At 42.7% G+C, this 26,609-nt stretch carries 29 protein-coding genes and 1 tRNA gene; 17 read left to right on the top strand and 13 right to left on the bottom strand.

Annotated features, from left to right (window positions below):
* Positions 1–56: 56 nt before the first annotated feature.
* On the bottom strand, positions 57–1,526 hold the full coding sequence (locus LKE40_07345; protein MCH3917263.1) for a sulfatase: 1,470 nt from the start codon (positions 1,524–1,526) through the stop codon (positions 57–59).
* Between the two features lie 309 nt (positions 1,527–1,835).
* Between LKE40_07345 and LKE40_07340 the strand changes: the two genes are divergently transcribed.
* The 7 genes from LKE40_07340 to LKE40_07310 all read left to right on the top strand — a co-directional run bounded on the left by LKE40_07340 (position 1,836) and on the right by LKE40_07310 (position 7,502).
* On the top strand, positions 1,836–2,885 hold the full coding sequence (locus LKE40_07340) for a LacI family transcriptional regulator (GenBank protein MCH3917262.1): 1,050 nt from the start codon (positions 1,836–1,838) through the stop codon (positions 2,883–2,885).
* A gap of 33 nt (positions 2,886–2,918) precedes the next feature.
* The gene (locus tag LKE40_07335) at positions 2,919–4,025 is read left to right on the top strand and encodes an SPASM domain-containing protein (protein ID MCH3917261.1); all 1,107 of its coding nucleotides are present in this window, start codon (positions 2,919–2,921) and stop codon (positions 4,023–4,025) included.
* Between the two features lie 63 nt (positions 4,026–4,088).
* Positions 4,089–5,552, top strand: coding sequence for a sulfatase (locus LKE40_07330; GenBank protein MCH3917260.1), 1,464 nt, complete (start codon positions 4,089–4,091; stop codon positions 5,550–5,552).
* Between the two features lie 72 nt (positions 5,553–5,624).
* Positions 5,625–5,972, top strand: coding sequence for a hypothetical protein (locus LKE40_07325; protein ID MCH3917259.1), 348 nt, complete (start codon positions 5,625–5,627; stop codon positions 5,970–5,972).
* The gene (locus LKE40_07320) at positions 5,924–6,517 is read left to right on the top strand and encodes an alpha-amylase family glycosyl hydrolase (protein MCH3917258.1); all 594 of its coding nucleotides are present in this window, start codon (positions 5,924–5,926) and stop codon (positions 6,515–6,517) included. Before LKE40_07325 ends, LKE40_07320 begins: the two co-directional genes overlap by 49 nt.
* A 7-nt stretch (positions 6,518–6,524) precedes the next feature.
* On the top strand, positions 6,525–6,926 hold the full coding sequence (locus tag LKE40_07315; protein ID MCH3917257.1) for a hypothetical protein: 402 nt from the start codon (positions 6,525–6,527) through the stop codon (positions 6,924–6,926).
* 207 nt (positions 6,927–7,133) lie between these two features.
* Positions 7,134–7,502 (top strand): hypothetical protein, encoded by a 369-nt coding sequence (locus LKE40_07310; GenBank protein ID MCH3917256.1) that lies wholly within the window; start codon positions 7,134–7,136, stop codon positions 7,500–7,502.
* Between the two features lie 156 nt (positions 7,503–7,658).
* Here LKE40_07310 and LKE40_07305 read toward each other — a convergent pair whose 3' ends face one another.
* The 7 genes from LKE40_07305 to LKE40_07275 all read right to left on the bottom strand — a co-directional run bounded on the left by LKE40_07305 (position 7,659) and on the right by LKE40_07275 (position 14,380).
* Complete coding sequence (locus tag LKE40_07305; protein ID MCH3917255.1) at positions 7,659–8,276, bottom strand: dihydroxyacetone kinase subunit L; 618 nt, start codon at positions 8,274–8,276, stop codon at positions 7,659–7,661.
* Positions 8,277–8,286: 10 nt separating this feature from the next.
* Positions 8,287–9,297 carry a dihydroxyacetone kinase subunit DhaK gene (gene dhaK, locus LKE40_07300; GenBank protein ID MCH3917254.1) on the bottom strand — a complete coding sequence of 337 codons (1,011 nt, stop codon included), beginning with the start codon at positions 9,295–9,297 and terminating at the stop codon, positions 8,287–8,289.
* 8 nt (positions 9,298–9,305) lie between these two features.
* The gene (locus LKE40_07295; GenBank protein MCH3917253.1) at positions 9,306–9,785 is read right to left on the bottom strand and encodes a DUF4867 family protein; all 480 of its coding nucleotides are present in this window, start codon (positions 9,783–9,785) and stop codon (positions 9,306–9,308) included.
* A 9-nt stretch (positions 9,786–9,794) separates the two neighbouring features.
* Positions 9,795–10,754 (bottom strand): ABC transporter permease, encoded by a 960-nt coding sequence (locus LKE40_07290; protein ID MCH3917252.1) that lies wholly within the window; start codon positions 10,752–10,754, stop codon positions 9,795–9,797.
* An 18-nt stretch (positions 10,755–10,772) separates the two neighbouring features.
* Complete coding sequence (locus tag LKE40_07285; protein ID MCH3917251.1) at positions 10,773–11,771, bottom strand: ABC transporter permease; 999 nt, start codon at positions 11,769–11,771, stop codon at positions 10,773–10,775.
* Positions 11,764–13,287, bottom strand: coding sequence for a sugar ABC transporter ATP-binding protein (locus tag LKE40_07280; protein MCH3917250.1), 1,524 nt, complete (start codon positions 13,285–13,287; stop codon positions 11,764–11,766). Before LKE40_07280 ends, LKE40_07285 begins: the two co-directional genes overlap by 8 nt.
* A 67-nt stretch (positions 13,288–13,354) precedes the next feature.
* Positions 13,355–14,380: an autoinducer 2 ABC transporter substrate-binding protein gene (locus LKE40_07275; GenBank protein MCH3917249.1), complete on the bottom strand. Its 1,026-nt coding sequence runs from the start codon at positions 14,378–14,380 to the stop codon at positions 13,355–13,357.
* A gap of 246 nt (positions 14,381–14,626) precedes the next feature.
* On the opposite strand from LKE40_07275, the gene LKE40_07270 reads away from it, so the two are divergent.
* Positions 14,627–15,631 carry a LacI family DNA-binding transcriptional regulator gene (locus LKE40_07270; GenBank protein MCH3917248.1) on the top strand — a complete coding sequence of 335 codons (1,005 nt, stop codon included), beginning with the start codon at positions 14,627–14,629 and terminating at the stop codon, positions 15,629–15,631.
* A gap of 480 nt (positions 15,632–16,111) precedes the next feature.
* Here the strand turns inward: LKE40_07270 and LKE40_07265 are convergent.
* Positions 16,112–16,184, bottom strand: a tRNA-Met gene (locus tag LKE40_07265).
* Between the two features lie 440 nt (positions 16,185–16,624).
* Between LKE40_07265 and LKE40_07260 the strand changes: the two genes are divergently transcribed.
* From LKE40_07260 to LKE40_07240, 5 genes are all read left to right on the top strand, one after another.
* On the top strand, positions 16,625–17,044 hold the full coding sequence (locus LKE40_07260) for an Hsp20/alpha crystallin family protein (protein ID MCH3917247.1): 420 nt from the start codon (positions 16,625–16,627) through the stop codon (positions 17,042–17,044).
* 119 nt (positions 17,045–17,163) lie between these two features.
* Entirely contained in the window at positions 17,164–17,979 is an 816-nt protein-coding gene (locus LKE40_07255; GenBank protein ID MCH3917246.1) for a class I SAM-dependent methyltransferase, read from the top strand.
* Between the two features lie 350 nt (positions 17,980–18,329).
* A complete protein-coding gene (locus tag LKE40_07250; protein ID MCH3917245.1) occupies positions 18,330–18,716 on the top strand; it encodes an HSP20 family small heat-shock protein in 387 nt (128 codons plus the stop codon).
* 56 nt (positions 18,717–18,772) lie between these two features.
* Positions 18,773–19,180 (top strand): Hsp20/alpha crystallin family protein, encoded by a 408-nt coding sequence (locus tag LKE40_07245; protein MCH3917244.1) that lies wholly within the window; start codon positions 18,773–18,775, stop codon positions 19,178–19,180.
* 29 nt (positions 19,181–19,209) lie between these two features.
* Entirely contained in the window at positions 19,210–19,629 is a 420-nt protein-coding gene (locus tag LKE40_07240; protein MCH3917243.1) for an Hsp20/alpha crystallin family protein, read from the top strand.
* Positions 19,630–19,711: 82 nt separating this feature from the next.
* Here LKE40_07240 and LKE40_07235 read toward each other — a convergent pair whose 3' ends face one another.
* Complete coding sequence (locus LKE40_07235) at positions 19,712–20,035, bottom strand: cupin domain-containing protein (protein MCH3917242.1); 324 nt, start codon at positions 20,033–20,035, stop codon at positions 19,712–19,714.
* A 143-nt stretch (positions 20,036–20,178) separates the two neighbouring features.
* On the opposite strand from LKE40_07235, the gene LKE40_07230 reads away from it, so the two are divergent.
* From LKE40_07230 to LKE40_07215, 4 genes are all read left to right on the top strand, one after another.
* Positions 20,179–21,027 carry a sulfide/dihydroorotate dehydrogenase-like FAD/NAD-binding protein gene (locus tag LKE40_07230; GenBank protein ID MCH3917241.1) on the top strand — a complete coding sequence of 283 codons (849 nt, stop codon included), beginning with the start codon at positions 20,179–20,181 and terminating at the stop codon, positions 21,025–21,027.
* Positions 21,028–21,030: 3 nt separating this feature from the next.
* Complete coding sequence (gene gltA, locus LKE40_07225) at positions 21,031–22,518, top strand: NADPH-dependent glutamate synthase (protein ID MCH3917240.1); 1,488 nt, start codon at positions 21,031–21,033, stop codon at positions 22,516–22,518.
* Positions 22,519–22,618: 100 nt separating this feature from the next.
* The gene (locus LKE40_07220) at positions 22,619–23,926 is read left to right on the top strand and encodes a valine--pyruvate transaminase (protein MCH3917239.1); all 1,308 of its coding nucleotides are present in this window, start codon (positions 22,619–22,621) and stop codon (positions 23,924–23,926) included.
* 122 nt (positions 23,927–24,048) lie between these two features.
* Positions 24,049–24,519: a PTS sugar transporter subunit IIA gene (locus LKE40_07215; GenBank protein ID MCH3917238.1), complete on the top strand. Its 471-nt coding sequence runs from the start codon at positions 24,049–24,051 to the stop codon at positions 24,517–24,519.
* Here the strand turns inward: LKE40_07215 and LKE40_07210 are convergent.
* The 3 genes from LKE40_07210 to LKE40_07200 are packed head-to-tail and all read right to left on the bottom strand — an operon-like array spanning position 24,491 to position 26,537.
* Positions 24,491–25,090 carry a 5-formyltetrahydrofolate cyclo-ligase gene (locus LKE40_07210; protein ID MCH3917237.1) on the bottom strand — a complete coding sequence of 200 codons (600 nt, stop codon included), beginning with the start codon at positions 25,088–25,090 and terminating at the stop codon, positions 24,491–24,493. The two genes, LKE40_07215 and LKE40_07210, sit on opposite strands and share 29 nt — an antisense overlap.
* On the bottom strand, positions 25,084–25,800 hold the full coding sequence (locus tag LKE40_07205) for an energy-coupling factor transporter transmembrane protein EcfT (GenBank protein ID MCH3917236.1): 717 nt from the start codon (positions 25,798–25,800) through the stop codon (positions 25,084–25,086). The genes LKE40_07210 and LKE40_07205 overlap by 7 nt, the downstream gene beginning before the upstream one ends.
* A complete protein-coding gene (locus LKE40_07200) occupies positions 25,785–26,537 on the bottom strand; it encodes an energy-coupling factor ABC transporter ATP-binding protein (GenBank protein MCH3917235.1) in 753 nt (250 codons plus the stop codon). Before LKE40_07200 ends, LKE40_07205 begins: the two co-directional genes overlap by 16 nt.
* Positions 26,538–26,609 lie beyond the last annotated feature (72 nt).

Below are 26,609 nucleotides of genomic sequence, written 5' to 3'. Positions count from 1 at the left end.
CTCCTCATAGGAGACCTTACCTTTAGGCTCCTATGACCTCCTCCGTACTCCTTTTTCTACTTTTGCAGTCCAAGACGAACATACTGTTCTTCAGGGGCTTCATTCTCTTTCATAAGACTGACCATTTTGGCAGTGAAATGCTGCTCGATCTGCTCATCATGCAGAGGTGTCAGTTGTTCAGGGTCATTGACTCTGTCAAACAACAAGTCACCGTATTTGGCATGGTTGCTGTATGTGTAATATTTCTTACGGTCATACCGTTCGTCGACAGGTATCTTCATGACCGGAACATGGTCGGTCCATGTAAATTCATCATGCAGGTGCATATCTGCCTGCTTGATTTCTTCCTTGGACATGAATTTCTTTATATGTGCAGGTTCCAATGTGTATTGGAACAGCGGAGTGTTGTCCTTGGTCTTTGCACATCTATGGTACGTATACTTCCCGTCAGTGATATTCACATGCATCCCGAAATACCCGTAGAGGATGCATTCATGTACGCTTCTGTCATTTTTGTTTGTTTCCAGCAGGGATTTTCCGAGCATATGCTTTCCTTTCTGCATGCCGAACCAATCCAGGAGCGTCGGGGCTATATCAATGGTCTGACAGAGGGATTTTCTCCGTTTTCCCTTTTCTTCGCCGGGTACATACATGAAGAAGGGCAGATTTGCAATATCATCGAAGACAGGCATGTAGTTCTTTCCGACGAATCCCTTTTCTCCCAACATGAAGCCATGGTCAGTATTGATGATAAGCAAGGTGTCCTTCCATAGGTCAAGTTCATCGAATACATCCAGGATTTTGCCAAGGTACTCGTCACACATGGAAACGACGGCACTATAATTTGTCTGGAAACTGTCTACCATATCCTGTTCAGCTTCGGTATATACCCTGTATTCCGGCCAGTCTACTTGATTCGGGCTGTCAGTGTAGAGCTTCTTGAAACGGTCTGGGGCAAAGAAGGGCTCATGTGGATCGAAATATTCCAATTGCAGGAACCAATTGTCATTGTCCTTGTTGTCGTAGAGAAACTGACGTCCCTTTTCAAAGCAACGGACATGTGAATGATCCTTTTCTTCTGCTTCCAGCAATCTGTTGAAGCTATCCTGACGTTTGCCATATTTGTTGCCTGTAAAATCCTTTGCAGTACCGGCCCACGCATCACCTTCCTGTCCACGGATGTATTCGTGTGTGGTGAACCGAGTATTGTAGTTCAATCCTCCGTTTTCCCAATAATGGCAGTGATCAGTGATCAAATGGGTGTAGATGCCTGCTTGGCTGAGCAATTCCGGCATTGATTCATCAAACGGTTCTCCTGGAGACCAGCTCCTGTGCAGGAAGTTATACCGACCCGTATGAATCTCTCGTCTGGCAGGTATGCAGGGAAGGCTTCCCGCATAGAAATTATCGTAGGTATTGCAACACTGCGCAAGACGGGTGAAATTCGGACAGACGACTTTGTTATTTCCGTATGGTGGGAGATATCGTTTGTTCAGTGAATCATACATGATGAGTACTGCTTTCATGATTGTATCCTTTTGCTGGACATTGTCCATTTTGTTTTGATCTGCTGCCGAATAGGTTTGCGTCAGTTGTGGCAGATAATATGGGAGAAAGACATTTGAGAAACCGTTTTCCCAACATGAAAAATTCTAAAATGAGAATCTATATTTGTCAACTTAAATTTTTTAAAATTTTTAATTTCGGGTAGTTCAGGTAATTATTAATAATATTTACATGGTAGCTAATATTATTTAATACTTTGTTTAAATTAAAAAAAAAGAAACCGTTTACTTTAGAAAATAACCGTGGTATTATATTCATGAGGTTGGAATATGAGCGTTACGTTAAAGGAAATAGCGGAATTGGCCGGGGTCTCCGTAGGAACTGTGAGCAAGGTTCTCAATAACAAAGGTAGGATCGGAACTGAAGTATCTGAGAAGATTCGGCGGATAACCAGAGAATTGGACTACCAGCCCAATAGCCTTGCTATTTCTCTGTCTGCAAGGAAAAGGACAAGAAAGATTGCCGTCATACTCCATGTCATGGATAATTATGTCGTTTCCAATCTTGTAAAAGGCATCAATGCGGCTGAGAAAGAACTGAAGGAATCCGGCATAGAGGTCTCGATCAGGCAATGCCCTGACTATGACAGTGACCGTCAGCTCGCATTGCTGGACCAGGCCGTTGAAGAGCATTGTGACGGTATCATCATTATTCCGATTAACAGTGACAAGATCAGAAACAGGATCAATGAATTGTATGAGCAGCAGTTTCCTGTGATTCTGTTGACTTCAATGCTTGAACATACGAATTACCTTGCTTATGTAGGCAGGGATTATAAGAAAGCAGGACTGCTTTCTGGAGCTGTCGTTGATTTACTTGGCTGCAGCAAAAAGGACATTGCAATTTTTATTCCTAACAAGACGATGCTGAGCAATGATGTAAAATTAGATTACATGTTGCAAAGGTTGCATGAAAATAAAAACAATACGATAGGGGTGGTTTCGGAGCTTCCGAATGATGAGATTCATTCCTACTTGTCTGTAAAGCAATGCTTGGATGCATATCCGGCTATCAATACCGTCATTTATGCTACTTCAGCTACGCAAGGTGGGCTTCAGGCCGTCCTTGAAGCAGAAAAAAAACGGAGGCTGATGGTGGTTACTACCGGCATGAACGAAATGACCAAGAAAGGGTTCAAGGAAGGTTTGGTCCAGGCTGCCGTAGTTGAGAAAGATTTTTTCCAGGGAACATTTGTCATGAAGGTCATGGCGGAACACCTGATCAATGGTTCCATAAAACGTAACTCAAATTTTTTCAGTAAATCAGAAATTTTGCTCAAGGAGAATGTAGAAGATTTCGAAAATGAGTTAACCTTATGAAAAAAGGCTTTTGCCGAAAATAAGAGAGATGCCATGAAAAGCTGTTCAGTATTGATTAAACCTGCTTCTTCTGCCTGCAACCTGCGATGTTCCTATTGTTTCTATCTGGATGAAACTGCAAATAGGACGGTACGGAAATATCCGTTCCTTACTATTGCACTCGCAGAAAAGCTTATCAGCAGGCTTTATGCAGCCTATGATACTGTTGATTTCGCTTTCCAGGGAGGTGAGCCTTCCCTTGTCGGACTTGATTGGTTCAGGAAATTCCATGAACTGGAAGCCAAGTACAACGGTGGCAAGGTACAAGCCAGATTTTCCTTTCAGACGAACGGAACCAATATAGATAACCAATGGGCTGTGTTTTTTAAAGAGAAAGGATATCTGGTGGGAGTTTCATTGGATGGATTTTCACGGTTGCACAATACTTGCAGGACCAAGGTAGATGGGACGGGTAGTTTCCATGAGGTAATGGACGGGCTCAAGGCTCTTCGCGAAGCCGGTACCGATTTCAATATACTGACTGTAGTAACTGATGTAACAGTCAGAAATATAGACCGGATGTGGGATTTTTTCATGAGCAACGGTTTGTATTATCAGCAGTACATACCTTGTATTGATCCGATTTCAGGTGCTACCGACAGATATCTTACTTCCGAGAACTATGGACGTTTTTTGGTACGGCTCTACGACCTATGGGAAAGTGCCGTCTATGGCGGATATCCAATCTATAACAGGTTGTTTGATAATTTCCTTGGCATATTGCTCGGCTATGAACCGGAGGCCTGTGATATGAGGGGGCATTGTTCGATCCAGTATGTGATCGAGGGCAATGGGGATGTGTTTCCCTGTGATTTCTACTGTCTTGATGCCTATAGGCTGGGAAACATCGAATCCGACACGATTGAGGAAATTGACCGAAAACGGAGGGACATCAGATATATTGAAGCTTCTATCAATACCGCAGATGAATGTCGGACCTGTCCCTATGCAGGGCTGTGCCGGGGTGGTTGCAGGAGGTATCGGGACGATGACGGACATTTCAGGTTCTGTACAAGCTACAAGTACCTTTTTGACAACAGGCTTGATAGATTCAGGGCTTTGGCAGAATCCGTAGCAGATGAGAGAAAAAGAAAACAATGACTTTTGTTGCAGCATCGGACGTGATTGTCCATATCTGCAGTACAAAAGGAGAGAGGATGATACATGAAAGCAATAATGGTAATGTTCGATAGCCTGAACAGAGGTATGTTGCAACCGTATGGCTGCGATTGGACAAAGACTCCGAATTTTCTTCGGTTGGCAGAAAAGGCAGTGACTTTTGACAACTGCTATGCGGGTAGTCTTCCCTGTATGCCGGCAAGGCGGGAAATGCACACCGGCAGATATAACTTCCTGCATCGTTCATGGGGGCCGATGGAACCTTATGATGATTCCCTGCCTGAATTGCTGAAAAGCCATGGAGTATATTCGCATCTTATCTCAGACCATGCCCACTACTGGGAAGACGGAGGATGTACCTACCATACCAGATATAGTTCATGGGAAGGAGAAAGGGGGCAGGAGGGAGATCCTTGGAAGGCTCAGGTCAAGGATCCTGCTGTCCCTGACCATTACGGACGTGTCTGGCGGCAGGATATAATCAACCGACAGGTAATGGACTGTGAAGACAAACAGTCTCAGACCCGTTGTTTCAGGGATGGACTTGAATTCCTTGATACCAACCGGGACCAGGACAACTGGTTCCTGCAGATTGAAGCATTTGATCCTCATGAACCATACTATACGATGGATGCCTATAAGAAGCTGTATCCTCATCATTATGACGGTCCTCAGTTTGACTGGCCTGATTACAAGAAAGTCGATGAACCCGAGGATGCGGTCAGGCATGTCAGGTATGAGTATGCAGCCTTGCTCAGCATGTGTGATGCCAATTTAGGCAAGATCATTGACTACATGGACCGATACGACATGTGGAAGGATACGATGCTCATTGTGAATACCGACCATGGTTTCCTGCTTGGGGAACATGACTGCTGGGCAAAATGTGTCCATCCTTTCTATGATGAAGTAGCGCATATTCCTTTCTTTGTCTGGGATCCCAGATCTGGCAGAAAAGGGGAAAGGAGAAAGGCTTTGGTCCAGTCTTCCGTAGATATTGCACCGACCTTGTTGAATTTCTTTGGGATCAATGTACCGAAGGATATGGAGGGCAAGGATCTTGCAACTACCATAGCCACTGATATCCCTGTACGTGAAGCCTGTCTTTTCGGTATGCATGGCGGACAGGTAAATGTAACGGATGGGCGATATGTCTATATGCGGGGTTTCGGCAAGGACAATGCTCCTTTGAACAACTATACGCTCATGCCTACCCATATGCGGTCCATGTTCTCTGTAGATGAGATGAAGACAATGAAATGGCATGAGCCGTTTTCCTTTACCAAGGAATGTCCAGTCATGGAAATATCCTGCAGCACTTTGTCAGGAAAAGCAGACTTGGCCTTGTCTGACAATGCCGGGACCGTCCTATATGACTTGGTCACCGATCCGAAGCAGGAACATCCGATCAAAGACTCTGCCGTAGAGCAGCGGATGCTGAAACTGATGCGCAGACTGATGGAAGAAGATGATGCTCCTTCGGAACAGTACCAGAGGCTTGGTATATAGATTGCTTGGATGTTTGCTCTTTGTTGAAGGCTGATTGTCAGCAAAAGTATCAGGATTTTTGATTTGTTTTTCTTGACGCAGTTCCTGATACCTGGAATCATCATTGTCGGGGGGGGGCTGTATCATTGTGTGAGGATACAGTTGCCTTCGATAGGAGCAGAATATGGAGTTTGTGCAGAAATTGCCAAAAAAGAGCCGGAGCTTGATGCGCTTTATATGGGACTATACCCTGATGAGGCAAAGTTCCAGGAGCTGAAGTCAATAGCCAGGCAAGCATATCTGGGGAGCGTCGGGCCCTTGACCGGCAACGGCTTGCTGCTCCGTTATGGTATCTTGATCCAAAAATGCCCGGTCTTACCTTGTATACAGATTTGTTTGCAGGCGACCTTGCAGGGCTCAGGGAAAAAATTCCTTATCTGAAGAAACTTTGTATCACTTATTTGCATCTTATGCCTATGCTCAGGATGCCGCATCCTGACAACGACGGTGGCTATGCGGTGGATGATTTCAAATCCATTGACCCGTGTTTTGGAACTGTATCTGACTTGGCCGATCTTACAGCCGCATTGCGTGAAAACGGGATTTCCCTTTGCATGGATTTTGTCATGAATCATATGGCAAGTACACATCCTTGGGCTATGGCTGCAAAAAAAGGAAACCGCAAGGCAATGGGTTTTTACACTTTTTCCCGGACAGGACCATACCCGATGTCTATGATGCGATGGTTCTTCAGGTGTTTCCCTCTACAGCTCCTGGTAATTTTACTTGGTGTGATGAGATCAATCAGTGGGTCCTTACTTCGTTTTATCCGTTCCAATAGGACCTTGACTATGCGAATCCCTCTTTTTCCAATGAAATTGTATGCAGTATGCTGTATCTTGCAAATTGGGGTTGTGAGATTTTTCGATTGGATTCCGTTCCTTATATATGGAAAAACTCTGGGCAAAATGCAGGAATTTACCTGAAGCGCATATGCTGATACGGATGATACGTCTGCTGATGGAGAGTGTCTGTCCTGCTACGATCCTGAAAGGTGAAGTCGTTATGGCTCCGAATGAGTTGCAGGCTTATTTCGGTACTCCCGGACACCCTGAGTGCCATCTTCTTTATAATGCTGCTACCATGGCGAACTTTTGGGATTCCCTTGCCAGTCAGGATGTTCGGTTCTTGGTACGGCAGCTCAACGCAATTGACAGTTTGCTACCTCACTGTGATTTTGTAAATTATTACCTACGCTGTCATGATGATATTGGCTGGGCAATGGATGATAACATACAGCGTGAATTCGGTATTGATCCCCTTGAACATAAGAAGTTCGTCTATCATTTTTTTGAAGGAGAATTTCCTTATGGCTATGCATTGGGTGCACTGTAAAACTATGATCCTGTTTCACAGGATGCGAGGACCTGTGGTACGGCTGCCAAGCTTATGTGGCATTGAGAAAGGAGTCTGGTTGCATGATGCCGCTCTGACCGGCGAAAGCATTCAACGCAATCTTATGCTTCACAGCGCAATGTATTCCACAAAGGTTTCCGAGATGAAATCGGGCAACTTAACGACTGGTCATATAGGGACGATCCTTTGCGGTGCGATGACAGCAGGAATATCCATAGGAGCCATTTTGATTGGGAAAAGGCTGAATTAAGACATAAAAAAGAAACTTATCAGCAGAAACCTTTTGAAAGATTGTCTGATTTGATGCGAATGAGATGTAGCAATTTATGCTTCCTAACTGAGGCGCAGGTATCTACGTTGGACTGTCATAATGACAAGGTCCTGCTTGTCAGAAGGACTTTCCAAGGGCATGAACTGCTGTGTTTTGCCAGTTTCAGTGATGCTGATGAAAGGGTCTACACAGATTGCTTGGTAGGGACGTACAAGGATCTGTTTACAGATTGGGAAGTTACGCCGGGTCTTGGTCTTATCATGACTTCCCATCAATACCTTTGATGTAAGCTGGAGAACTAATTTTCTTGGGGGGAGAATATCCACTGGCTTGATATCCCTTGGATTAAAAATCTATTGCATGACAAGGTATTACCGTTATGCAATAGATAAGATTTATGCAATGTTATATGTAGGGGATTCTGTTTCTTTCTTGTTGCTTCATTCTAGCGATAGATAAAAACCCTTGAACAGCAGAGCTCCTACATAGGCACCAGGATCCAACAATGCTCTGGAAGCTTCTCCTCTGGTTGCTGCACGCCCATGAATTGCCAGCATTCCTTTTGTTCCCAGATATCCTTTCATTGATGCATCTGCAGCTGCTTTTGCGCTTTCTTTCAGTTGTACATCGGCTGTTGCATGCAATGCATCACAACCTGGCGCAAACCCATCTATGAAGGTTTTCTCACCCTGTTTTGCCTTGCCAAGGTGGATTACCCCAGATAAAAATGCATCGAAAAGTGACAGGATATCTTCTCTGGTCAGCTCAGTTTTACCTTTGAGCGTTTTGCCCGCTGACATGAGGCCGGAAGCCATCAACGTACCCATTGTTGATGGAACTGCTGTACTCATGGCTTTGCCTGCGGTATAAAGGAGTTTGCCACAATCTTGAATGGGATTTTCTTTAATGGCATCTGAAGCTGCTGTGAATCCATCACTCATTGTCAGGCCTAGGTCCCCGTCTCCGACAATACTGTCAGCTTCAATCAGATGGTCTTTTTCCTCCATCATTACTTTTGCTGTCGTATTCAGGAAGTTCTTTATCAGTGTTGCATCCATATCTGTTCTCCTAAAGCTGTACAAAGAAAGGTGTCTGGGCTGGCGCATCAAGATATTTTTTCAATTCTTCATCCAGTTTTAATAGACTGATGGAAATCCCGGCCATTTCCAAAGACGTGGCATATTCTCCTACATAATATCTATGTATTTTCAGACCTGCTTTCTTGAGTAATTCATCTACCTTCCGGACGATTATGTATTGTTCGTCAAGCGGGGTAGCGCCAAGGCCATTGACCATGACTGCAACTTCATCTCCTTGGGAGAATGGTATATCGGCCAGAATCTTGACAACCATTTCTTCTGCAATTTGATCTGCTGGTTCCAGTTTGCCACGACGGATACCTGTTTCACCATGAATGCCCATACCTATTTCCATTTCATCATCTGCAATGGAGAAACCAGGTTTGCCGACTCTAGGTACAATACATGGTGTAAGAGCAACTCCCATGGTCCGTACATTTGCACAGGCCTTCAGTGCTATACGTTTGACTTCATCCAAATCCAGCATTGCATCAGCTGCAGCACCGGCACATTTATAGACAAAGACTATGCCAGCGACACCTCTTCTGGTATTTTTTTCTCCTGGCTTCGTGGGTGCTGCAGAAGCAACATCATCACCTGCGACAACGGATTCAACTCGTATGTCTTCTTCAAAATCTGCTTGTTCTGCTGCCATATCGAAGTTGAAGATATCTCCGTTATAATTTCCATAAATGTACAATACCCCAGCACCACTGTTGATATATTTTGTACAGGCAAGCATTTGCTCTGCACTTGGACTTTGAAATACGTCACCCACTGAACATGCATCAAGCATACCTTTGCCTACATAGCCCAAGAACAGGGGAAGATGCCCTGAACCACCGCCTGTAGCTATACCGACTTTTCCTTCCTTTTTGTTGGCAGTTACGAGACAGTGAAGGTCCCCTGCTGTATAAGTAATGAGATCGGGATGAGCAACGTATAGGCCCTCAAGCATCTCTTTGACATAATTTTCCGGTTTATTGATGATTTTTTTCATGCTTACTCCTACAATGTGATTTCAATCTTTGAATTTTCGTCATATGTGATGACAGTACAATCATTTATATAAGTTCTTTCAGGCAAAGCAATCATTACATGTCCGGTTTCTTTTTCAATCGAAAAAGGTGCCAGATGGAAAACACCTACATTGAGTCTGACTATAGTACCCTTTGGCACAATAAAAGCCTCTGTCTGATTAAGTATTGGTTTTATATTTGGCGGTGCTACATGAATGACAATATCCGAGTCAAGAGGCAATATGATTTCTCCTGTATGGTTATGGAATTCTACTGCCTCAATAATCATTTTTTCTTTTTTATATACTTTCAATGCAGAAAAACCAGTTACAGTTCCTTCAGTCGGATTCAGTATGTGGTCAGGAAAAAAATCGCCTAAATTATTTCCTTGTACATCAATCAGATTGTAATAGCTGCCGAAATTGCTGAATCCTTCCACTGAAAGTTTCTTTGCCTTTATCTTTTTCATGTTTACTCCTTATTCCTTCTGTTTTTTCTCATCAAGATATTCAGAAACTAATAAAGTGCCGATTAAGATTATACCGAAGACGAATGTTTTTACGAAAGAATTGATTCGCAGGATATTGAAGGCACTTGAAATTAGTTGAAGGACAAAAACTGCCAAAGCTACTCCTAGGATATTTCCCTCACCGCCATCAGGATTTGTTCCACCTAACACTACAATAAGAAGGGTAAGTAAGGTATAGGACTTTCCATAATCGCTTTTTGCTGAATTGTAATGGGAGGAAATCAAAATACCACTTACGGCACCTAAGATACCGCTGAACATATATGTTAGCAACGTAACTTTCAAATTGTTGATTCCTGAATATCGTGAAGCTGTTTCATTTGCTCCGAGGAATTTGACTTGTTGTCCATATACAGTCGATTTCATCAAATAGGCAATAACCAACGTTGAAACGATGAATACGTAGAATGGGATAGGAATTCCCAAAAAATTATTATTTGCAATTTTGGCAAAGTTGCTTGGAAGACCTGTTAATGCAGGTCCCTTCGTGATTGCAAGGCCAAGACCTTGATACAATTGTAGACCGCAAAGTGTTACCAACATTGCCGGAATCTTTAGGTAACCAATTAAAAATCCATTGAACAAGCCACAACCGATGCCAACGACCAATGCGGCAAGAATACCCAACATGATGGAAAAACTTGTATTGCCATTGGCAATCATGACGGTTGCGCCGACTATACTGGCAAAATTAGCTATACCGACCAAAGAGAGATCAATCCCTCCTGAAATCATGGCCAACATCATCCCATAACAAAGGATGCCATATTCCGGCAACTGAATGAACATACCTCTGATATTTGCTGATCTTAGAAAAGATCGTGGTTGGAGTATGCCCATGATTACAAAGATGAGTATGCCCAGAAGCAGCAGCATCGCATTGTTTTTGTTTATCTTGTCATATTTCATGATACTGTCTTCCTTTTCCTAAAGCTTTGCACTGTTGGCAATATGTTTTGCTCGAATTGAAGTAACGCTTGTACCCAAGACAATTATCAGGCCGACGACAAAAGTTTGGAAATGTGTCGGTACACCGACCATTACCAGGTTGTTCTGGACTATGGCAATCAACAGGACTCCCAAGACACTTCCGATAACCGTACCATGGCCTCCTGTAATCCTTGTGCCACCGACAACTACAGCAGCGATGACCATCATTTCTGATCCCATTAGGTTCTGGGGACTTGCCTGGCGCATGAGGATCGTATAGGTAACACCTCCGACGGCTGCCAGCACTCCCGCTGCGATATAGACAAGGGATTGTATCTTCTTTACATTGTAGCCCGCTATTCTTGCGGCGTTTTTGTCACCTCCTATGGCATAGATTCCTCGGCCCAATGTTGTGAATTTGAGGAAAAAAGCCAAAACTACCAAGAAAATAATTGGAATTAATATCAGGGAAGTCATTTCATAGGTAATATGGCTTTTATTTGTAAAGGAAAAAAGATAGGCCTTTGAAAGGCTGTCTATATGTGTGGGGATGTTAGAAAGTTCTTTGGTACCTAGGAATGCCAATGTTGCTCCGTTTGCGATATTGCTGACACCAAGGGTTGCAATCAGGGGTGGCATATGTCTCCTTGCAATAAGAAAGGCATTGAGACATCCAAAGCCGAATCCCAAAACAGAAGCAAAGAGATAGAAGAAAAGGATGCTATCAATATTATATTTGAGTATCAGTTTAATTGATGCATAAGAAGCAAAACAGGCAATAGCAGGAAATGAAACATCAATGCCACCACTTATGATTACCAGCATTTCAATGCCAGCAAAGATCAATGTTATCAACATTGCACGTGAGAGGGTAATTATTGTCGAAAAACTGAGAAATGCCGGATTTACGATACCAATCAAGGTACAGAGAATAAGTATCGTATAAGTAACGATAGCTTCATTTGTTGTCAGTTTGTTGTTGTGTATACTAGTCATCTGTGTTCTCCGTTGATGCTGCTTGGCGAATCAGAGTTGTAATATCATTTTCATCGAAATCGCACATGTTGAGAACGCCAGAACTTTTGCCATTGCTCATGATTATCAACTTGTTGCAATTATAGTAGAGTTCACTCAGGTCATCTGAAATAATGATAATGCCCATCCCATCCTTTGCCAGTTTGTGGAGTATTGCATGTATATCGGATTTTGAACCAATATCGACACCTACAGTGGGACCATTCAAAATAAGCAATTGAGGATGGGTGTTCAGCCATTTAGCAATTACCATTTTCTGAGCATTGCCCCCTGATAGTGTTTTGATGGGTACTGTTGTAGAAGCAGCAACACACCCGATTCTTTTAATCCATGCCGCGGTAACCTTATCCATTTTTTCTAGATTAAGTTTGCCTTTTTCCATGTATTCCTTTAAAGAGGCGACAATTGTATTGTCTCTGATGGATTTGGATAGAAACAGACCTTGTGTAAGTCTATCTTCAGGGACGTAACCGATTCTGTGCTTGACTGCATCGGTTATTGAGTGTATATATTGCTTTCGACCTCTGATTGTAACAGAACCTGTAGTTGCAGGTGTAATGCCGAACAATGATTCTCCTATTTCACTCCGCCCTGATCCTAACAAACCGGTAATTCCTAGTACATCACCTTTTGCAAGAGTAAAACTGAGTTTTTGGAAGTGGTCTTTCAAACTCAGGTCATTAACTTCACATACAATTTCCTCACTTGGTTCAGGAGTATAGATAGTATCTTTGATTTCTCTCCCTGTCATACAGTAAATGAAACGTTTACGATCAAATTCGTTAATAAGTCCTGTTGCTACATTTTCACCATTCCTGAGTATGGTCAGCCTATCGGCAATATCAAAGATTTCGTCAATCTTATGGTTGACTATGACTATTGCCATTCCTTTTTGTTTGAGTTTTCTAAGTGTCTCGTTTAACATTCCGACTTCGCAGGCAGTCAATGCTGTGGTCGGTTCATCCAGGATGAGCAATTTTGCATCATTGACCAATGCCCTGCATATTGCAACCATTTGTTTGTTTGATACACTAAGCCGTTCAACACAGACATCCGGATCAATTTTAGCTCCTATCATTGCCATGCCTTCGAGTGCAAGTTCCCGGGCTTTGTCCCAATCCATTTTCTTTTTATTTTCCATGAGATTTTTGTTCATGGCAATATTTTCAGCAACACTTAGATTAGGAAAGACTGCAAAATCCTGATAGATGACTTGAACACCCAGATGAATCGAGTCAATCGGTGAAAGATTGGATATTTCCTTACCCTCGAAGAAAATTTTACCTCCTGAGGGATGATGAGCCCCGGAAATTACTTTGATCAAGGTAGACTTACCACATCCGTTTTCTCCTGCCAAACAATGGATTTCTCCATAGTTAATGGAAAAATCTACGCCTTTGAGAGCGTGTACACCTGTGAAAGTCTTAGTTATGTTTTCCAAACGGATGAATTCCTGTGGCATCAGCTGTTTCTCCATGTAGCTCTGTATCCAAGAGAAGTAGTCTGTACTTCTCTTGAATACAATTTTAGTTGTTTAAAATTGATTAAAAGTTGATTGATGGATCATCTACATTATCTTTTGTGACATCAATCCATGCCTGACCGCTAAGGACTTTTCCATTTAGCTCGAGATTGTCATAACCAGCGACATCCAAATTGCAACCATTTTCGATTGGTTCTTTGTTCAATACTTTCAGAGCCAGCTGTATCATTGCTTTCCCAGCAACTGCCGGATCCCAGAAAGAAGCCATTGCAATTGTGCCATCTTTGATGTATTTCCCAGAAACTGAAACAAGAGAAGTTCCAACAATAGACACTTTTCCAGACAAACCAAGTTCTTCCACTGCCAATGCAGCTCCTGCAATATCTGACATAGCTGACCCTTCAATGCCTTTCAAGTTCGGATTAGCTGTTAAAACTTCCTTTACCTTGTTGTATGAATTGTTGAGATTGTCAGCTGTTTCAATTTTATCTCCATATTGATGCATGCCGGGGAATTCTTTCAATTGCAGTGCTTTTGCTGCATCGACCCATTGGTTATGTGATTCAGAAGTCAAAGAACCTACTTCTAGGATATAATCACCTTGTCCTCCTGTCAGTTTACCCAATTTTTCCATGAAATGTCTTCCGTAAGCAGCATTGTCGAAGGCTTCTACATCGTAATCAATGTTTTTCATTCCTGAAGCTTCCTGTGTGATAACGACAATACCTGCATCCCTTGCTTTCTTTAGGACAGGTTCAAGCGATTCGGTCGAGAAAGGGACAACGCAGATAGCATCAACGCCCTGGCTTATCAAATCTTCTATTACTTGGGCTTGCAATGCACCGTCACCCTCTGAGGGACCTGTATAAAATGCATCGACGCCAGTATCTTTTGCATACTCCTTTACACCTACTTCCATTCTCTGGAACCAACTGATGCTTGTCAGTTTAGGTACTACAGCAATCTTATAATCCTTTTTACTGCTAGAAGTGCTTCCTGCAGTGTTGCTTTCACTTGTACCATTTGCAACTACAAATGAAGTTGCTGCCAATGAAATGGCAAGAATCATAGACAATAATTTCTTCACTTTTATACCTCCGTTTACTAAACAATTATATTTTGTTTGTTTAGTTTTGTTATCAGGAACTAGTATACAGTTGGTTTTTTTCAGCTGTCAATGAAAAGTTTTCATTTTTTTAGTTTTATTTATATTTATAAATTTACATATTATTGGATTAATGTGTATTATTTTGATATTTATTTTATTGACAAAACTTTTGTCTAGGTTTATTGTTTAGTAAACAATTGCCAGTATGAAAGGAAACAATATAAAATGACTATACGTGAACTTGCAAAAATTGCAAAAGTTTCTCCTGCTACTATTTCGTTGGTATTGAATGATAAACCAGGTGTAGGTGAAAAAAAACGGCGCCAGATACTTTCATTGCTGGACGATATCGGTTTTGACAAGGAAAAACGAAGAGTTCGTTGCAGTGGTAATAAAACTTTGCTTTTTATCAAGCTGGTAAAATCTGGATATCTTGTAGATGAAAATGCAGGATTCATAGCAAAAATTATGGATTCGATTCAGGCGGAATGCAATGGCAAAGGATATTCTTTGCAGATACAAGTTGTTCATGGAAATTTTGATCATGCACTTGCTGCTGTTGAGTATCATAAACTTTGTGGAGTCTTTGTATTAGGTACAGAACTTGAGGTGGCTGACTATTCTATCTTGGATCACATTACTGTCCCATATGTTGTCATAGATAATTCTATGTCCCATTTCGACTGTAATTCAATTACAATGAATAACGAAGAAATGGCTTATGAGGCTGTAAAGTATCTTGCATCGACCAATGAAAAAAGAATTGGCTATTTTTGCGGAGGACTGACTACTCAGAATTTTATTGAACGTGGACAGGGGCTCAAAAAGGCTATAGAAGACTTTGGACTTTCCTATGATGAGACAACCGACCGTTTTATGTTGGTTCCTTCAATTTCTTTGAGTTATCAGAAAATGAAGGCCTACCTTGAGTCCGGTGCGAAAGTGCCTCGGTTGGTTTTTTCTGACAATGATATAATTGCCATCGGGGCAGTAAAAGCAATGGCGGAATTTGATATCAGAGTTCCCGAGGATGTCGCTGTATTTGGATTTGATGATATTTACTTGGCCCAGACTGCTGCTCCGCCTCTTTCTACTTTCCATGTATATCGCACTTTGATTGGCAAGATGGCCACCATGATGCTTCTTGACGAAATAGAAGGAGATCAACCTGCTTGTGTCAAAATCAAAGTCGGTGGTTCTATGGTGGTAAGAAAAAGCACACCACAATAATTTTTGGAAAAAACCATGGGATAAAACATCTGGTTTACTATATGTTTCTTTAAATAAAAACAGAAACAGATGGTATTTAATAGCTCCTGCTTGTTTCGCTATACTCTACAGCATAGAGTTTTTCATAAAACTTTGTTTTTTCTTCTACGTGATGGATATATGTCTTTTTCTTTTTTCGAATAGCAAAGTAAGAATATAGCACAAATAAAGATAGTTTAATTATATAATTTAGAAAATATATTTGTTTAATACTTGTATATAATTTAGTTAATTGTATCAATCCTTTTTAGGAACTTAACTTTAACATGTTGACGTTTAAAATAATAAATCTGCAACCAAATAAAATTTTCAGTAAGTTGTCATATGTTCAGATATTTAGCCGGAGGAAATAGGTTGCTTGTTTGAAAATGCCTTGGCAAGAGGCTGTAACTATCAAAAAAAACGGTCTCTAGTGTTATTATCTAGAAACCGTTTTTACTATAGCGGGGACAGGACTCGGACCTGCGACCTCCGGGTTATGAGCCCGACGAGCTGCCAACTGCTCTACCCCGCGTCGAAGTACAAGAGGTAACCTACAGTGTTTCGACAAACATGTCAAGTGAAACAATAAAAAAAGTCTATGACAGGATAATCAATTGGTATAATCAGCTAAATAAGCTTTGGTAGATTATGGAAAAACGCAAGTTTGCCCTCTTTGTGTTTCTGTTGTCCCATGGATAATGATTGCACTCAAAATATTGGGTCATAATGATACGCAACGGCCAATATACCACGATTTCATGTGTCAATTGGACATTCCTTGTCGAAAAGAAATTAAAATATTGATAGAGTCTAGAGGCCGTATTGATTTACTATTTGTTCATCAATTGCTTTTAGAGTAAATACTTATGTGTTATTTTTACAATTCTTACAAAGGTTGGCACGCTTTGTGCATTATGTTTGTCGCAACCCGAAAGGGCAATAAAAGAAATCAATGAGTTGGAGGTAGAAATTATGATGAACTATTTGATGAACAGAGATTTTGATACGTTATTGGATACTGCATGGGACAATTTTACTGGTTTTCAGGATAAATTCCCTCCGATGAACATCAAAGAGAATAATGATGGCTATGAAGTAGAACTTGAAATGCCAGGTGTCAATATAAAGGATGTATCCATCAAATTGGATAAACACTTGCTCACTGTGTCTTCCGACCAATCGAAAGAAAAGGAAGATAAGTCCAAGAAATACCTGGTCAAGGAAAGCACCAGACGTAGTTTTAGCAGATCTGTTTCCTTGGGAGAAGATGTCAATGAGGACGGTATCACTGCAAAACTTGATGATGGCGTACTGAAGATAGTACTGCCTAAGAAGCCTGAAGCCAAGGCAAAAGCTCCGAAACTGATTGAAGTAACGAAAGCAGGTAATTGAGATTTCGATAGAAGATAACATTACAATGTACTGACCCCTCGGCCACTGCGAAAGCAGTGGCCTTGTTTTGTTGTAAGGATATATGTAAAGTACCAGAAACAGGGAGGACTATTTCTGGTATGACGGATATTGATTGGAATAAAAAATGGGAAAAGGATATGCTGGAGGCCTCTGTCCGCCGTTACGATACTGATATCGCAGGATGTTGGAACAAAAGGGCCAAAGGTTACATGGATGCCCTTTGTTTTGAAGAACCGACGATTGAAAAGATCCTATCAATGATTATCCATGCTGCTTCCGACACAATATTGGATATCGGATGTGGGCCAGGAACCCTGACTATTCCGCTTGCAAAGACTTCACGGTCTGTAACAGCACTAGACGCAGCAGACCAGATGCTTGATTTCCTTCAAGAGCGCGCAAAAGCGGAACGGATTACCAATATTGCAAGTGTCAATGCCCTGTGGGAAGATGCTGTAGTCATACCTCATGATATTGTCGTGGCTTACCAATGCCTTATAATGCCGGATATGCATTCTGCATTGGAAAAGATGGATAGTTTGGCAAAAAAACATGTATATCTGTTTCGCTTTGCAAATCGTAGGACCCATCTTCGTAATCTGTGGGAATTGCTTTGCAACGAGCCCTATCGAAGCAATCCTGACTACATCTATATCGTCAATATACTTCATCAAATGGGAATTTTTGCCGATGTCAAGATTTTTGATCATACATCCGTTGCTGTCTATGATTCTGTTGGACAAGCCATCCTTTCTGTGAAGTCCAACCTTGGGCCGTTGGCTGAAGGTCAGGATTCCTATGCGATAATCGGGAAGTATCTTGAGAAGCATCTGGAAAAAGATCCGGTTACAGGCAAGTTGTTGTTGCCAAGTACGAACAAGATGGCAATGATCGACTGGACAAAAGCTATTTGAAGTATTTCTGTCCCAAATTTCCACATGTATAGGGTAATGAAGACTCATACGTGTCATTTTGACACAATATGATGCCTTTGATTTTACAACGGGTCAGGATTGACCCTTGTTCTCTTTGAAAAGGAACCATCTGATTGTCTTTTTTAGATTATTTTTTCTTTCTTTTGACTAGGAATATTAATTCTGATTCATAGTTGATAAAATTTTTAATTATTTTATATATAAATAAATATATTCCAAACTAATAATGTAATATAGGTTTGCTTCTTTGCTGTTTTAAAAAGTTGGCATGGTATGTGCAATATTGTTTATGACAAAAGACCAGGAAAGAAATGGTAGAGGAGAAAAGAATGAACTACTTGACAGATATAGATGCACTGATAAGAGATGGATATTTTGATGCTTGTACAGCAAAGGTTCCGCCGATGGATGTATGGGAAGGCAAAGACAGCTACGGTTTGTCTGTTGAGCTTCCGGGCTATAAACCAGATGAGATCACAATGCAAGTCAAGGACCATAAGTTGGAGCTTGCAACCAGTGATAGGTTTGAGAATCCTACAGACAATGGCCTGACCGTATTAAGGGAAGCAGATCCGAAGGTAATGTTTGAAAGAAGCCTTGTATTGCCGGATGATGCTGATGAAGAAAACATCAAAGCAAGCCTGGCGAAAGGTGTGCTTACTGTACTGATAGCCAAGAAAGAAGTTGCACAACCGCGGGAAATTGAAATTGCATGATGCTCCGTTAGGAGTTGCATATAACTAATAAAATTCGAGAAGAGGAGATATGGATTATGTATTACGGATTAGATTCACTTTTGGATGATTTTTTCAATGATTACTCACCGATCAGCGGAACAAAAGTTCCACCTGTGACAATCTGGGAAGACAAGGATGGATTTACCCTTGAAGCTGAAGTACCAGGATATTCGCTTGATGATCTGAAGCTCAAATTGGAAAAAGAAGTCCTGACGATTTCCACTTCAGAGAAATTTGATAAGGAACTTGCAAAGCAGGAAGAGCATGATGATGTCGTCCGCCATTACTGCGAATGTGATCAGAAGATGAGCTTTTCCAGATCTTTCCAGCTTCCTTCACGTATTGATATCGACAAAGTTCAGGCAAAGTTGAGCAAAGGTATTCTCAACATTCGGATTCCGAAAGCTGAAGAAGCGAAGCCGAAGATGATTGATATCAAGTAAATAGTAAGAAAAGAAGAGGAGATAGAGTTATGATGGCTAATGATTTTGGTTCGATGATGAATGACTTTTTTGATTTTTATTCAAATACCAAGGCTGGAAAATGGCCTAAGGTCGATGTAACGGAAGGTGAATCCGGATATCAGCTGGATGTTATTCTTCCTGGATATGACAATGGGGATGTAGACGTCAAGGTTGAAAAGCATACGCTCAAACTTGCTACAAGCGATGCCTTCAATAAGAAGGATAACAAAGAAAAGAAGGAAGAGCGAAATTACTTGGTGAAGGAATCCCATGGCAGAAGCCAGTTTTCCAGATCATTCCAGTTGCCTGGCGATGCTGACGAAGCAGGTATCAAGGCAAATTTCGCTGATGGAATCCTAAACGTTTCCATTCCGAAAGTGCCTGCAGCCCAGCCGCGGGATATCAAGATTGAGATTGAGACTGACTAGACAGACATAAGATGTCCGGTCCAAGGGCCGCAAGACACCTGAGAAGGTGCCTGCGGCCCTTGTCGTATATACTCAGTTACTTTCAGTCGAGGATGATCAGGGCCATCAGGACGAGATCTTCTTCCTTGTCGTTGCGAATTGCATGGCTGGCTCCGCCACCTGTCACGACCATGTCTCCCGCAGCTACCTGCTTTTCGCCATCAGCCTCAGTTACAATGCCTTCTCCCTTGAGGATCCAATAGTATTCAGTTTCATCAACATGATCATGCTGCCCGATGGAGCAACCCTGTCTGATGGTAATCTGACTGAAGAGCCTGCAGTGAGCTACTGTTCCTTTTTCCATGAGATCCTTGAGCAGGATTGTTCCTTTTCCTCCCCTCATGTTCTGTTTTTGTGATAATGACATGGTTTTTTCATGAATAATCATTGAAATTTCCTCCCTATTAGAGTATGTTTGTTGTAATAAAGTCAATGTTTGGCAAAAAAAAGCTATAAAGTATTTTTATTTGCTTGACTATATACCTCTATAGTATAAGCAAAGGAGCAGTCGTGAACAAGATTATTTTTAAGCAAAAACTTTCAAGTGAAGTTTTCAAAATGGTCATTGAAGCACCCCTTATTGCTGAAGCACATAAACCTGGACAGTTTATAATCCTGCAGCTTGGTGGAGATTTCAATGAAAGGATTCCTCTGACCATCGCTGATTCGGATCCTGAAAAGGGAACGATTACCATTGTTTTCCAGGCGGTCGGAGCTACGACTCATAAACTTGCCATGCTCAAGGAAGGGGATTACGTAGCAAATCTTCTTGGCCCGCTAGGCCAGCCTTCCGAATTGGAGAAGTTCGGTAAATGTGTATGTGTCGGAGGTGGTATTGGTGTAGCTCCCCTGTATCCAATTGCCAAGAAACTGAAACAACTCGGTAATGAAGTGAAAATCATCATGGGTGCCAGGAACAAGGACCTTTATGTCATGAAGGATGAGATGGCTGCCTTAGCCGACGAATTGATTCTTATGACCGATGATGGGTCAGCTGGACGCAAAGGTCTTGTTACCGAACCTCTGAAGGAACTCTGCGAGACTTGGAAGCCTGATTATGTCTTCATTGTCGGTCCTCCGATAATGATGAAATTCGGTGCCCTTACGACCAAGCCATATGGAATCAAAACCGTCGTATCATTGAATACGATTATGATCGATGGAACCGGTATGTGTGGTGGATGCCGTGTATCCATTGGTGGAAAGACAAAGTTCGTCTGTGTAGATGGACCTGATTTTGATGGACATCAGGTTGATTGGAACAACATGCTTACCAGGTTGGGTACCTATAAGCCGCAGGAGCAGGAAGCCCATCATAAATGCCATATCGGGTTGCATATCCCGGAAGGAGAAGCCTAAGCCATGTATCAGACAAGAGAGGAACTGGACAAGACGGCGCAGGATTTGCTTAAAAAATATAAAGACCTTGCACTTACCCCCAAGATGAGGGCTGAGATACCTGTGCAGCAGATGCCTACGCAGGATCCAGGTGTGAGGATCCACAATATGAATGAAGTCGCAGAGGGCTATACCGAAGCTCAGGTCAAGGTCGAGGCCATGCGTTGCTTGCAATGCAAGAACAAGCCGTGTGTACAGGGTTGTCCTGTCGGTATTGATATCCCTGCTTTCATAATGAAGGCAAGTGAAGGTGATTTCAAGGGATCCAATGCAGTAATCAAGGAAAGCAGCTTGTTGCCTTCTATCTGCGGACGCGTCTGCCCACAGGAAAACCAATGCCAGAAGTATTGTACCATGGGCAAATTGCACAAGGATGTGGACCAGGCAGTTGCAATCGGCAGGATTGAACGCTTTGTTGCTGATTACTCCAGGGAACATGACTGTGATGTTACTCCTGAAGTTGCTCCTTCTTCTGGGCATAAGGTAGCTGTCGTCGGTTCTGGTCCTGCTTCCATTTCTGCTGCGGCGGATTTGAGACGTGCCGGACATGAAGTGGTTATGTTCGAAGCTTTGCACAAGGCCGGCGGTGTGCTTGTCTATGGGATTCCTGAATTCCGTCTACCGAAAAAACTGGTTCAGAGAGAATTGGATGGTTTGACCAAGATGGGCGTTGAAATCAATTTGAATTTTCTTGTCGGACGTACCCAGACCATCGAAGATTTGATGAAAAAGGATGGTTTTGAGGCGATATTCATCGGTTCTGGCGCCGGTTTGCCGAAATTCCTCGGTATTCCCGGAGAGAACAATGTCGGTGTATTCAGTGCCAATGAATATCTGACCCGCAGTAATCTGATGAAGGCCTATGATGCCGAACATAGCATGACTCCCGAATGGCAGAGTGAAAAGGTTGCCATCTTCGGTGGTGGCAATGTTGCAATGGATGCGGCCCGTACTGCACTTCGTCTTGGTGCCAAGGAAGTTACGGTTATCTATCGCAGAAGTGAAACCGAATTGCCTGCCAGGAAGGAAGAAGTCGGGCATGCCAAGGAAGAAGGCGTAAAATTCATGCTTTTGCATCAGCCCCATGAGATTGTTGCAGATGAGAAGGGAAGGGTAACCGGTGTCAAGGTAATTACCTGCAAGCTTGGCGAACCTGATGCTTCCGGCAGAAGAAGTCCTGTGGAAATTCCCGGAACTGAGAAAGTATATCCGTTCGATACCGTTGTGGTTTCCATCGGAAATACTTCCAATCCGTTGATCAAGCTGACGACAGAAGGCATTGATACCAACAAACGTGGTAATTTCATCGTCAATGAAGATACCTGTGAGACTACGCTCAAAGGAGTCTATGCCGGCGGGGACATCGTGTTGGGAGCAGCAACGGTAATCCTGGCAATGGGTCAGGGACGTAAGGCTGCCAAGGCAATGAACGAGTATCTTGCAAAGCTCTGATATCAGGGCAACAAGCTGATTTGTCAAAAGATAGGGCTCTTGCATTTTGCAGGAGCCCTTTGTATGGTAAAGGGAACTCTTTTTATCATTGAGGCTTTCTATGAAAATATCGCAATTTGGAGAAAAGCTTACCCAGCGGTCAGGTATCCTGCAGTTGATGGATGACTTGGGTAAACCTATTTCCTCTGATTTGCCTTCCTATGGTCTTGGAGGTGGCAATCCTGCAAGAATAACAGAAGTTGAACAGGCTTATCGCAGGCAGCTTGAAAAGATGCTGGCAGATGGTGATGCCTTTGAGCAGACGATTGCTCGCTATGATGCCCCGCAGGGACGGATGGAATTTGTCCATGCTGTCGCGGCTTTCCTTGCAAAGACCTATGGTTGGCAAGTGGAAGATAAAAACATAGCCATTACAAATGGTAGCCAGAGTGCCATGTTTTACCTGTTCAATTTACTTGCAGGTCCATTTGATGATGGTTGCTGCAAAACCGTACTGTTTCCTTTGATGCCTGAGTATATAGGATATGCTGACCAAGGTATTTTCCCTGATATGTTCGTCAGCGTACCGTCTGTCTGTACATATTTTCCTGATCATACATTCAAGTATGCAATAGATTTTCCGGCAGTTGAGAATTATTTGGAGCTCCATTGCAAGGCCGGGATAGATGGGCAAGTCGGTGCGCTTTGTGTAACAAGGCCGACAAATCCTTCAGGCAATGTCCTTACCGATGCTGAAATCAACAGGCTTTCGGATCTTGCAGCAGCTTATGATATCCCGTTGGTCATAGACAACGCCTACGGAGTTCCTTTTCCCAATATTGTATTTACAGCTGATGCAACGCCGATATGGAACGAACATATCATCCTGTCGATGAGCTTGTCGAAGATCGGTCTTCCATCGGTTCGTACAGGTATCGTAGTGGCAGCTCCCCAAATCATCGAAGACCTTTCCAATATCAACGCCATTGCAGCATTGGCTTCTGGATCAATGGGACAGGCTCTTGCTGGTCCGATGATTGAAAGTGGAGAACTTGTACGGCTTGCAGATGATTTCGTGCAGCCGTTCTATGCACGGAAGTCCCTCAGGATGCAACAGTATATCAGAAAGTATTTTGCTGGAATGAACTATTGCTATCATAGGAGTGAAGGATCTATTTTCATCTGGCTTTGTTTACCAGATCTTTCCATTCCGACCAAAGAGTTCTATAAGGTGCTCAAGGATCATGGAGTCATTACCGTACCGGGAGAGTATTCTTTCTTTGGACATGAGGACCAGAAACATGGTTTGCCTTATCCTCACCCTCATTTTGACAAATGTCTTCGTCTTAATTATGCGGGCCCTGACAAGGAAGTAGAGGATGGTGTTCGCCTTATTGCAGAGATTTATGGGACATATTGCAGCAAATAGCCGGTTTCTTGCTATTGGAAGGTTATTCTGATATATTGGTCTCAGAGGGGAACAAGGCACATGTGGGACCCTTTGCCTTCCATAATCTGTTATCGGAGAATTTTCATTGGAAAGTATAGTAGATGAATAAGGATTTGTTGTTCGGATTTGCCGCTTGTCCAATTTGTGAAGTCGATAAGTTCAAGGCAATTGATGAAGTAATAGATGGCTGTACCATTTTTAATGAACTGAAGGATAAAGAGCGCTTCAGAAGAGCCGTGCATCGACGGGAACTGATAGATACGACCGGAATCGGACATGGAGTAGCCATTGCCCACGGCAAGATTCCTCCTATCGACAAAGTGAGGATAGGGCTTGGCATCAGTGCAAATGGCGTTGAGTTTGCTGCAAAGGATGGATTGCCTGTCCATATTCTCTTTGTCATTGCTTCATCACCTGGCATACAGGTACAGTATATAAAAGCCTTGGCTACAATTCTGCGTAATGTCAGGGACACAGATATCCGTAAGGAAGTATTGTCACTCTTTGCCCCGGGTTTTGAACCGAAACGGAGTGAGGATTTACTTAGAGAATTGGCACGTCAGTCTTTTTGAAGCCGTTTGCAGTGGCAAGAAAATCAATCCTGCAGTCTGTCTTGTCAGGTTTGAAGTCTTCTATAAGTTGATAATCCCTGCATGGGGCGACAGTACTGGTAGCAGGGGTTTTCATCGCAAGGAACCTGTCATAATATCCCCCCCCATGTCCAAGCCTGTTCCCATATCGATCAATTCCCAGGGAAGGGACCAATACGATAATATTGCCTTGTTGGCTCCAGACATCTATTGCCCTGGTTTCTGTGATACGAGGTTCCTGAAGGTTCCATGGCCCTTTTCCAATTGTTTTTCTCCAGTTTGTTTCCAATAGCCTGAAATGCATGATTCCTGTTGTGTTCTTATCAGTAATGGGGACTGCGAGCAACCGCTTTTCTTTAATTGCAAGATCTAATAAAGGTGTGATATCTGTTTCTGTCGGCATCGGCAGGTAGGCTATGACCAAAGAACTTTCTTTCCAGATGGTGCTTGAAGCTATGGCTTCACAGGTTTTCCTGTCATCGTCGGTATAATCAGGATGTACAGGTGCCTGTCGTTTTCGGCATATCAAGCGTGCTTCTTTCTTGCTTAGCATGGCAGCATCCTCCCGAATATTGCTGAGATGACCATCCCACAGACAAGCATCAGGTCTGCCCATCCGTAAGGAAGACTGGCCCGCGGCTTGTTTTCATCGAAGCTTCGTGCGTCCATGGCATAAGCCATTTCATCTATTTGGTCCAGCAACTGTTCCATCAGTTCTTTTGAAAACATGTATATCGATCTTATAGGATGTTTCCCCATATATGCAAGACGAGCTCTGCGCGCATCCCTGACATGGGCATAGGTGTCATAGATAAGGGGAATACAGGTGAGTGTTAGTTCAACTTGATTGGCAAATTTCCAACCGTCCTTGAAATGCAGGCGGTGAAGGAAACTGCCCAATGACCTTGCAAGATCTGAAGGATCGGTAGTATCGGCAAACAGCAGGCTTCCCAGTACTGCAACAAGGAAAGATGCTGATTTTTCCATGCTTTTCTGCAATTCCTTATGCGGTAGATAGACTGACAGGAAAATTATGGCCGTAAGGATCAGGAAAAACATGAGTTCAGGTATAAGACGTCGGATCGGCATTTTTGCTTGCAGCATCAATGCTGCTATGCACAGGGAAAAGAATACTGTGGCCGTCAAGGTAGCCTGCTGCAACAGGATGCACAGGGTTATCAGGCTCCCAAGTTTGATCAGCGGATTGCACCTTGACAATAAGGATCCTGAGACCCTGTAGTGGAATATCATTGCCTCAGCCATGTCATTTCCTCTACCGGAATGGATGCCGGTACATAGATATCATGGGAAGGCAAAAGCTCTACGGCTTCCTTAGGAGGCTTGTCAAAGGCCAGCATACCATGTTCCAACAAGAGAATACGGTCGGCATGTGCCGCGAACTTTTCAATTTCATGGCTGACTATCAGCAAGGTATATCCTTGCTGCTTCAGTTGCAGCAAGGTCTTGATCACCTGTCTTATCCCTGGAAAATCAAGGTTTGAGAAAGGCTCATCCATAAGGATGATCTGTGGTTCCATGACTATTATTCCTGCTATGGCAAGACGTCGTTTTTCTCCTCCTGACAGTGTCCGGGGTCTTTGGCTAAGCTTTTCGGTAAGTCCCATAAATCTTGCTGTTTCTTTTAACCTGTCTTGTTGTGTCGTAAGGGCAGTTCCGATGTTTTCCATGCCAAACAGGATATCTTTTTCTACTGTTTGCCCAATGATTTGGCTATCTGCATCTTGAAAGACAAGTCCGACAAGAGCTCTTCGTTTACTGGGAGAGTGAGTCAGATCCTGTCCTTCGATGAATATTTTGCCTGATGTCGGATTCAGCAGGCCTTTTATGTTTTTGAGCAGGAGGCTCTTTCCTGAACCGTTCAAGCCTGCAAGTATGTAGCACTTGCCTTTTTCAATATGTAGGTCTATGTGACGTAGCAACAACGTGCCTTTGTTGACACCAAAGGATAAGTCTTTGGTTTCCAAGATTATCTGGGACATGCGACTACTATAGCATGCTGCCCGTGACTGTCCAAGTAGATTTTGCTAAATTGTAAACAAAAATATTATAAA

This window comes from Spirochaetia bacterium, assembly GCA_022482625.1.
Taxonomy (GTDB): Bacteria; Spirochaetota; Spirochaetia; order Sphaerochaetales; family Sphaerochaetaceae; genus Pleomorphochaeta.
Note: the sequence above shows the minus strand (reverse complement) of the source record. Positions and strands in the feature narration are given on the sequence as shown.

Coding starts and splice junctions, on each gene's coding strand:
- LKE40_07345 (MCH3917263.1), bottom strand. CDS start 1,526: ATGAAAGCAGTACTCATCATGTATGATTCACTGAACAAACGATATCTC.
- LKE40_07340 (MCH3917262.1), top strand. CDS start 1,836: ATGAGCGTTACGTTAAAGGAAATAGCGGAATTGGCCGGGGTCTCCGTA.
- LKE40_07335 (MCH3917261.1), top strand. CDS start 2,919: ATGAAAAGCTGTTCAGTATTGATTAAACCTGCTTCTTCTGCCTGCAAC.
- LKE40_07330 (MCH3917260.1), top strand. CDS start 4,089: ATGAAAGCAATAATGGTAATGTTCGATAGCCTGAACAGAGGTATGTTG.
- LKE40_07315 (MCH3917257.1), top strand. CDS start 6,525: ATGCTGATACGGATGATACGTCTGCTGATGGAGAGTGTCTGTCCTGCT.
- LKE40_07305 (MCH3917255.1), bottom strand. CDS start 8,276: ATGGATGCAACACTGATAAAGAACTTCCTGAATACGACAGCAAAAGTA.
- dhaK (MCH3917254.1), bottom strand. CDS start 9,297: ATGAAAAAAATCATCAATAAACCGGAAAATTATGTCAAAGAGATGCTT.
- LKE40_07295 (MCH3917253.1), bottom strand. CDS start 9,785: ATGAAAAAGATAAAGGCAAAGAAACTTTCAGTGGAAGGATTCAGCAAT.
- LKE40_07290 (MCH3917252.1), bottom strand. CDS start 10,754: ATGAAATATGACAAGATAAACAAAAACAATGCGATGCTGCTGCTTCTG.
- LKE40_07285 (MCH3917251.1), bottom strand. CDS start 11,771: ATGACTAGTATACACAACAACAAACTGACAACAAATGAAGCTATCGTT.
- LKE40_07280 (MCH3917250.1), bottom strand. CDS start 13,287: ATGGAGAAACAGCTGATGCCACAGGAATTCATCCGTTTGGAAAACATA.
- LKE40_07270 (MCH3917248.1), top strand. CDS start 14,627: ATGACTATACGTGAACTTGCAAAAATTGCAAAAGTTTCTCCTGCTACT.
- LKE40_07260 (MCH3917247.1), top strand. CDS start 16,625: ATGATGAACTATTTGATGAACAGAGATTTTGATACGTTATTGGATACT.
- LKE40_07255 (MCH3917246.1), top strand. CDS start 17,164: ATGACGGATATTGATTGGAATAAAAAATGGGAAAAGGATATGCTGGAG.
- LKE40_07250 (MCH3917245.1), top strand. CDS start 18,330: ATGAACTACTTGACAGATATAGATGCACTGATAAGAGATGGATATTTT.
- LKE40_07245 (MCH3917244.1), top strand. CDS start 18,773: ATGTATTACGGATTAGATTCACTTTTGGATGATTTTTTCAATGATTAC.
- LKE40_07240 (MCH3917243.1), top strand. CDS start 19,210: ATGATGGCTAATGATTTTGGTTCGATGATGAATGACTTTTTTGATTTT.
- LKE40_07235 (MCH3917242.1), bottom strand. CDS start 20,035: ATGTCATTATCACAAAAACAGAACATGAGGGGAGGAAAAGGAACAATC.
- gltA (MCH3917240.1), top strand. CDS start 21,031: ATGTATCAGACAAGAGAGGAACTGGACAAGACGGCGCAGGATTTGCTT.
- LKE40_07220 (MCH3917239.1), top strand. CDS start 22,619: ATGAAAATATCGCAATTTGGAGAAAAGCTTACCCAGCGGTCAGGTATC.
- LKE40_07215 (MCH3917238.1), top strand. CDS start 24,049: ATGAATAAGGATTTGTTGTTCGGATTTGCCGCTTGTCCAATTTGTGAA.
- LKE40_07210 (MCH3917237.1), bottom strand. CDS start 25,090: ATGCTAAGCAAGAAAGAAGCACGCTTGATATGCCGAAAACGACAGGCA.
- LKE40_07205 (MCH3917236.1), bottom strand. CDS start 25,800: ATGGCTGAGGCAATGATATTCCACTACAGGGTCTCAGGATCCTTATTG.
- LKE40_07200 (MCH3917235.1), bottom strand. CDS start 26,537: ATGTCCCAGATAATCTTGGAAACCAAAGACTTATCCTTTGGTGTCAAC.